Origin of the sequence: Intrasporangium sp., from assembly GCF_036566125.1 — a bacterium.
In the GTDB taxonomy this organism is placed as follows: Bacteria; Actinomycetota; Actinomycetes; order Actinomycetales; family Dermatophilaceae; genus Intrasporangium.
This window is the reverse complement of record NZ_DATCWX010000240.1, coordinates 20,576-27,640: the sequence shown is the minus strand read 5'-3', so window position 1 is coordinate 27,640 and position 7,065 is coordinate 20,576. Positions and strand designations below refer to the sequence as shown.

General features: G+C 69.4%; 7 protein-coding genes. 1 reads left to right on the top strand and 6 read right to left on the bottom strand.

The window, feature by feature from the left end; genetic code table 11:
* The 3 genes from VIR15_RS14825 to VIR15_RS14815 all read right to left on the bottom strand — a co-directional run.
* A partial coding sequence (locus VIR15_RS14825; protein WP_331929018.1) for a serine/threonine-protein kinase occupies positions 1-1,167 on the bottom strand: 1,167 nt, incomplete at its 3' end.
* A gap of 258 nt (positions 1,168-1,425) precedes the next feature.
* Positions 1,426-2,403, bottom strand: coding sequence for an alpha/beta fold hydrolase (locus VIR15_RS14820; protein ID WP_331929015.1), 978 nt, complete (start codon positions 2,401-2,403; stop codon positions 1,426-1,428).
* A 127-nt stretch (positions 2,404-2,530) separates the two neighbouring features.
* Positions 2,531-3,235 carry a DsbA family oxidoreductase gene (locus VIR15_RS14815; RefSeq protein ID WP_331929013.1) on the bottom strand — a complete coding sequence of 235 codons (705 nt, stop codon included), beginning with the start codon at positions 3,233-3,235 and terminating at the stop codon, positions 2,531-2,533.
* Between the two features lie 286 nt (positions 3,236-3,521).
* Between VIR15_RS14815 and VIR15_RS14810 the strand changes: the two genes are divergently transcribed.
* Positions 3,522-3,743, top strand: a complete 222-nt coding sequence (locus VIR15_RS14810) for a helix-hairpin-helix domain-containing protein (protein ID WP_331929010.1) — start codon at positions 3,522-3,524, stop codon at positions 3,741-3,743.
* A gap of 15 nt (positions 3,744-3,758) precedes the next feature.
* Here VIR15_RS14810 and VIR15_RS14805 read toward each other — a convergent pair whose 3' ends face one another.
* From VIR15_RS14805 to VIR15_RS14795, 3 genes are read right to left on the bottom strand one after another with little or no spacing between them, the layout of a single operon-like run.
* On the bottom strand, positions 3,759-4,940 hold the full coding sequence (locus VIR15_RS14805; protein WP_331929008.1) for an ABC transporter ATP-binding protein: 1,182 nt from the start codon (positions 4,938-4,940) through the stop codon (positions 3,759-3,761).
* Positions 4,937-5,968, bottom strand: coding sequence for an ABC transporter ATP-binding protein (locus VIR15_RS14800; RefSeq protein WP_524538102.1), 1,032 nt, complete (start codon positions 5,966-5,968; stop codon positions 4,937-4,939). The genes VIR15_RS14805 and VIR15_RS14800 overlap by 4 nt, the downstream gene beginning before the upstream one ends.
* Before the next feature lie 5 nt (positions 5,969-5,973).
* The gene (locus VIR15_RS14795; RefSeq protein WP_331929005.1) at positions 5,974-7,059 is read right to left on the bottom strand and encodes an ABC transporter permease subunit; all 1,086 of its coding nucleotides are present in this window, start codon (positions 7,057-7,059) and stop codon (positions 5,974-5,976) included.
* Positions 7,060-7,065: the final 6 nt, after the last annotated feature.

Below are 7,065 nucleotides of genomic sequence, written 5' to 3'. Positions count from 1 at the left end.
GGGTGGCGCGGCAGCAGGTGTTCGGCCGTCATCGCCCAGGAGAGCCTGAAGGGCCAGGAAGCCAACGGCCGCGATGGCCGCCAGCGCGACGAGCACCGCGATCCCTCGGCGGGACCGACGGTCAGTGCGTTCACTGTTGGCAGGCGGTGGGGTTGACGGCGTCGGGCGAGACAATGGCGAGCCGGTGAGCGCGGTGGCGCCGGCCGCGTCGGCCGCGGCGGGCGGTCGATCCGCGGCAGGCGTTCCCATCGCGACTGTTGGTGGTGCCGCCGGGCCAGTGGGGCCGGCTGGCAATGGCATCGTCGTGACAGGGGAGATCGGGGCGGTTGGCTGCTCCTCCAACGGAGCCGACAGGTCGAGTCGCTGGAGCGACTCGACCGCCTCGGCCATCGCGGGGCGTGCCGCGGGATCGCGTTCGAGCATGGCGAGGAGCACGGGCGTGAGGGCTCCGGCCCTGGCAGGCGGGGTCAACGGCTCGGAGGCGACCCGATGCAGCAACGCCATCGGATTCTCGTCGATCCCGAACGGCGGCGAGCCCTCCACGGCGGCGAAGAGAGTCGCGCCCAGGGAATAGACGTCCGACGCGGTCGAGGATGGCTCACCTCGGGCCACTTCCGGCGCCAGATATGCCGGCGTGCCCGTCAGCATGCCGGTCGAGGTCAACCGGGCATCGCCGAGCACGTGCGAGATGCCGAAGTCGCTGATCTTGGCCGATCCGTCCTCGGTGATGAGGATGTTGGCCGGTTTGACGTCACGGTGCACCACTCCGACGGCGTGCGCGGCGGTCAACGCCGAACCGACCTCGGCACCGATGAGCGCGGCCTCATCGACCGGCAAGGTCCCGCTCTCGGCGAGCACTTCCTGCAACGTTCTGGAGGGGAGGTACTGCATGACCAAGCAGGGTTGTCCCTCGTGCTCGACGACGTCGAAGACAGGGACCGCATGAGGGTGGTGGAGACGAGCGGTGATGCGGGCCTCCCGCATCGCCCGCTCCTTGGCCACCCTGGCCTCCGACTCGCTCGCGCCCGGAGGAAGGTGCAACAACTTCACGGCGACGGTTCGTTCAAGGCGCTCATCCTGCGCTCGCCACACCGAGCCCATCCCGCCGAGACCGATGCGCTCGAGCAGGACGTAGCGCCCTGCGATGATCACATCGTCGGGGCTCATTCCCTGGATCCCTCTCGTCGCATGGGGTCGCTCGGACCGGTCGGACCCAAGGACCGTACCCATCCGCGTGTGCTCGCCTCAGACCGTCATGGATCGCGCATGAAGCGACTCGGCCCTCGACGGCAGCCGAGAGCGTTCGTGTAACGCACCCCGCGCGGGGACAGATGGCCCTGACGAGAGAGGCGCGAGTCATACCCCGAGCGACTGGCGCCTCTTGCACTGCCCCCTGACGTCCAACGGCCCGCTCGTGCGCGCGGCTCAGGCCGGGCGATCCTCCCGGGTGGTGGAAGTGCCCCCGCGACGAGGGGACCGAGTCCCCCGGCGCCGCGGTGCCCTCCGACCCGCTGAGTCACCGGTGGGCACCGAACCCGGCGGCGGTTCATCGCCCCGGTCCGTGGTCGCCATGAACGCGCGTAGCACGTCGGCGAAGCGGTCCGGCTGGTCGAGGTGGGGGAAGTGGCCCGCGCCGTCGAAGATCTCGACCCGGCACGCCGGTGCGAGCTCGCCCAAGCGCTTCGCGTGATCGACCGGGATGACCATGTCGTTGGTGCCCCAGACCACGAGGACCGGCAGTTCGGCGAGCTCGAGCAGGTACTCGTGGGCCGCGATGGTCTGCCCGTGGGAGTTCATGACGGCACGCGTCGTCGCCAGGAACGCCCGCCGGGCGTCGGCATCGCTCAGCTCGGTGAAGCCTTCCCAGGCCGCGCGGATGTCATGACTCGCCCGCCAGCCGAAGAGGGACAGCCCCCGGCCGACCAGCTCGGCACCGCCGCGCACCCATGGCGAGGCGATGACGGGCAGCACCCAGTCGGCAACGGGGAGCGTGGCAGCCCGCAGCGCAGGGCTCACCTCACGCCCCAGCCCGCCGGTCCCGACGAGGACCAGACGCTCGACCCGGTCCGGGAAGAGGTAGCAGAAGGCGAGCGAGATGCCACCCCCGAGGGAATGCCCGACGATGGTCACCCGGTCGATGTCCAAGCGGTTGATGAGGTCCCGCAGGGTCGCGGCCTGGGCGGAGGGGGAGTAGTCCCCCTCGTGCTTCTCGGAGGCGCCGTGTCCGAAGAGATCCGGCACGATGACGCGGTTGGTGTTGTCGAGGCGGTCGACAAGATGGCGCCAGTTGCGGTGCGAGCCAAGCAGACCGTGGACGAACAGGATCGCCTCGCCGGACCCGCTGTCGACGTACGACAGCTTGTGGCCGTGCAGGGTCACCTCCCGCGGACGGATCGAGCTCACCACGCCTCCTTGGTCACCGAGTGTCTACTTCACAGTAACCCCCGGACCGTCGGCGTCCAGTCCGAAGGGGTCCTCCTTGAACGGGTCGTGACAGGACCGAGACCTGTCTCCAGATGTCAGGGAAGGGTCAGATGGCGCAGCCGTCCGGCCCGCAGGCGGCAGGGTCGTCGCCGTCGGGTTGCACCATGACGAGCGGGTTGGTCTCACGCCACGCCTGGTCAAGGGCTTGGGAGAAGAGTTCGGCCGGCTGGGCGCCGGAGATGCCCCACTTGTTCTCGATCACGAAGAACGGCACGCCTTGGATGCCGAGGCTGCGGGCCTTCCGGATGTCGTCGTCGACCGCCTCGCGGTAGCGGCGGCTGTCGAGCGCGGCGTTCACCTCGCTGGCGTCGAGACCGGCCGAGGCGCCGATGGCGACCAGCACCTGTCGGTCACCGATGTCCTGGCCCTTCTCGAAGTGGGCGGACAGCAGTGCCTCCTTGACCGTGCCGGCGACCCCTCGCTCCTTCGCGAGGTGGAGCAGCTCGTGCGCCGCGAAGCTGTTGGCCACCACGAGCGTGTTGAAGTCGTACTGTAGCCCCTCGGTCTCGGCCGTCGAGGTCACGTGGTCGAGCATGCCGCGGACCTGCGCCGGGTCCATCCGCTTGACCTTCGCCAGGTAGTCGAGCTCGCTCCCGTCATAGTGCTCCGGGATGGTCGGGTCGAGCTGGTAGCTGTGCCACGTGACCGTCACCTCGTCACGGTGCGGGAACTCGGCGAGTGCCCTCTCGAAGCGGCGCTTGCCGATGAAGCACCACGGGCAGGCGATATCGGACCAGATGTCGACATTCATAGAACGTTCAACTGTTCATGCCGTCGGTTGCTTCCCTGGGCTGGAAACACGCGGAAAAAAATTCCTTGTACGTGAGGTGTAACGCGATCCAGTCCTCGTGCGCTGTTGAGGGTGAAAGAGGTGCCACTCGGACCCCCGAGCGAGTGGCACCTCTTCCTGTGTCTGGGGACACGTCAGATGCCGTATGCCGCTGGGCTCGCTCCCAGCCCATCGCTCGCTCAGCGCGCCCGAGGGCGCACCGAGTGTGCATCATGGTTGGACAGCCGACCGACGAAGGGATGCGGCCATGCCCGACCTCGAGGTGCCCCACGTCTCGGCCCCGGCCGACCGAGCGCTGGAGGCAGCCGGAATCCGCACGCTCCAGGACCTCTCCCGTCATCCGGCGACGGCGATCGCCGGGCTGCACGGGGTCGGCCCGAAGGCGATGAAGGCCTGGGCCGAGGCCTTGGCGCGGCACGGCCTCGAGTTCGCCGAGACCGAGGCCGACGCGGAGGGACACCCCTCGTAGCGGCGCCCCGGACCGTCAGCCGATCTCACCGATGGAGGTCGGGCCCATGATGGGCGAGCCGCCCTCGTCGACCAACGCCGCCGTCTGCTCGACGGCTACGGCCTGCACCTCATGCGGGCGCAGCTCGCCCGACGCGATCTGCTCCGCCCAGTGGCAGGCCACACGGTGGTCCTCGGGGACGCTGTCGATGTTGACGACGCGCAACGCCGGTCGCTCTGTATCGCACCGCGTCGGCTGACGCCACGGACAGCGGGTGTGGAAGCGGCAGCCGGAGGGTGGGTTGGCCGGGGAGGGCAGGTCGCCCGTCAGCAGGATCCGCTCCCGCTGGTCCTCGACGACCGGATCGGGCACCGGCACGGCCGAGAGCAGCGCACGGGTGTACGGATGCAGCGGCCGCGCGTAGAGATCGTCGGCCGGTGCCTCCTCGGCGAGCGCCCCGAGGTACATCACCCCCACGCGGTCGCTGATGTGCCGCACGACGGCGAGGTCGTGGGCGATGACGAGGTACGTCAGACCGAACTCCCCTTGGAGGTCCTCGAGCAGGTTGATGACCTGGGCCTGCACGGACACGTCGAGCGCGGAGACGGGCTCGTCCGCGACGATGAGCTTCGGGTTGACCGAGAGCGCCCGGGCGATGCCGATCCGCTGGCGCTGACCACCCGAGAACTCGTGCGGGTACTTCTTCAGCGCCGCTGGGGGCAGTCCGACAGCGGCGAGCAGCTCACGCAGGCGCCGGCCAGCGGCGGCTCCGTCCTGGACGAGGCCGTGCGCCTTCATGGACTCGAGGAGCAGAGACTCGACCGACTGCCGCGGGTCGAGGCTGCTCATCGGGTCCTGGAAGACCATCTGGAGGTCCTGCCGCTTGCGTCGCAGCTCCTCGCCCTTGAGGCTCGCGATGTCCACCCCGTCGAATCGCACCGAACCCTCGGTCGGCGGCTCGAGGTTGAGGATGGCCCGACCCAGGGTCGACTTGCCGCAGCCGGACTCACCGACGAGGCCGTATGTCTCACCGCGCCGGATCTGCAGGTCCACCCCGTCGACCGCGTACACGTGGCCGATGACCTTGTCGAAGATGACGCCCTTCCTGATCGGAAAGTGCACCTTGACCCCTCGGACGTCGAGGAGCACGTCCGGGCGATCAGTCTCGGTCTCGGCCGCCCCGCTCGTGTCGTGATCCGGGTTCACGGTCGAGGTCATCGGCTCACCTCCACGGGATTGAAGCAGCGCAGGGCACGACCGTAGTCCTCCACCAGCGGTGGTGTCTGCTGCCGGCACGTCTCGATGGCGTTGGGACACCGCGGGGTGAAGGCACAGCTGCTCGTCCACGGCAGGTTGTCCGCCACCGAGCCGGGGATCGGGTTGAGCCGCTCGCCGCGACCGACCCCGAGCTTGGGAATGGACTCGAGCAGGCCATGCGTGTACGGATGGCGCGGGCGCTCGAAGAGTGGGTGCCGCTCGGCGCGCTCGACGATGCGCCCGGCGTAGAGGACGTTGACCTCGTCGCAGAGGCCGGCGACCACGCCGAGGTCGTGCGTGATCATGATGAGGGCGGTACCGGTCTCCTCGACGAGGTTCTTCAGGAGGGTGAGGATCTGCGCCTGGATCGTCACGTCGAGGGCGGTCGTCGGCTCGTCGGCGATGAGCAGGCGCGGCTCACAGGCCAGGGCCATGGCGATGAGGGCGCGCTGGCGCATCCCGCCGGACATCTGGTGCGGGTAGTCCTTCAGCCGGCGGATCGGGTCGGGGATGCCGACCTTGTCGAGCATCTCCCGGGCGACGCCCATGGCGGCCTTGCGCGACATGCCCTTGTGCCGCTCGAGCACCTCGGCCACCTGCAGGCCGACCGGGACGACCGGGTTGAGCGAGCTGAGCGGGTCCTGGAAGATCATCGCCAGGTCCTTGCCCCGCCGGTCGCGCATGTCCGCGTCGGACAGCCGCAGCAGGTCCGTGCCGGCGAAACGGACCTCGCCCTCGACCCGGTTGCCGCGCTTCGGCAGCAGGCCCATGATCGCGAGCGAAGTAACGGACTTGCCGCAGCCCGACTCCCCGACGAGACCGACGGTCTGCCCGGGGTGGACGTCGAAGTCGATGCCATCGACCGCGGTGAAGGGCTCCTCGCCGGACCGCGTGAAGTTGACCGTGAGGCCACGCACCTGGAGCAGCGGCTCATCGCCACGGTAGCTCTGGCGGTCGGCTGCACTCGTGGACGCGATGATCTGGGACACCCCGGTCACCTCCGGCTCTTCGGGTCGAGGGCCTCGCGCAGCGACTCTCCCATGAGGGTGAAGCCGAGGGCCACGACGATGATGCACAGCGCGGGATAGATGGCCAGATGCGGGTAGGCGCCAACGAGCTGCTGGGCGTTCCCAAGCATCTGCCCCCACTCCGGCTGCCGGTCGTCGGGGTTGCCCAGACCGAGGAAGGACAGGCCGGCTGCCTCGATGATCGCCGTGGCCAGGACGAGGGTCGACTGGACGATGACCGGGCCCAGCGAGTTCGGCAGCATGTGCCGGAAGACGACGGCGCGGGGTCTGACGCCAAGGGCGCGGGCAGCGAGGACGTGGTCGCTCGCCCGTTGGCCCAGCATCGACCCACGCAGAAGACGGGCAAAGATCGGGATCTGCACCACCGCGATGGCGATGATGACCGTTGTCTGGCTGGGGCTCGCCGCAATCGCCGCGATCGAGACGGCAAGGATCAGGCCGGGGATCGAGAGCATGACATCGACGATGCGCATGATGACCGTGTCGACGCGTCCGCCGATTGCGCCGGCGAGCGTGCCGAGAATGAGGCCGCCGAGCAGGCCGCCCAAGGTCGCGAGGACGCCGACGATGAGGGTCTGGCGAGCGCCGACGAGGAGGCGCGAGAAGAGGTCTCTCCCGACCGTGTCACCACCGAGCGGGAAGCCAGGCTGGGCCTGCGGGACCGGGTTGGTCTGGGGCCGGACCTGGTCGAGCAGCGGCTGCGCGGCCGGGTCGTGCGGCGCGATCCAGGGACCGATGACGGCCAGGACGACGAAGACGAAGGTGATGGCGGCGCCGGTGAGGAAGATCGGGTTGCGGCGCAGCCGCGCCCACGCGCTGGCGATGAGCGACTGGCCCTCTCCGCCGGCGACGCGGCCGGCATCGGCCACCGTGACGGTGTCAGTGACGGTGTCAGTGACGGTGCCGGTGCCGGCGGGGGACGGGGAGGCTGTGTGTCCCGCGGTCTCGGCAAGCTGGTCGATGCGGTCCTTCTTGCGGTTGCCGAAGAAGCGGCCCGGTTCCGAGGGCCGTTCCGGAGTCTGCCCAGGAGTCTCTTCAGGGAACTGGTTCACGGCAGA

Coding starts and splice junctions, on each gene's coding strand:
- VIR15_RS14815 (WP_331929013.1), bottom strand. CDS start 3,235: ATGAATGTCGACATCTGGTCCGATATCGCCTGCCCGTGGTGCTTCATC.
- VIR15_RS14805 (WP_331929008.1), bottom strand. CDS start 4,940: ATGACCTCGACCGTGAACCCGGATCACGACACGAGCGGGGCGGCCGAG.
- VIR15_RS14810 (WP_331929010.1), top strand. CDS start 3,522: ATGCCCGACCTCGAGGTGCCCCACGTCTCGGCCCCGGCCGACCGAGCG.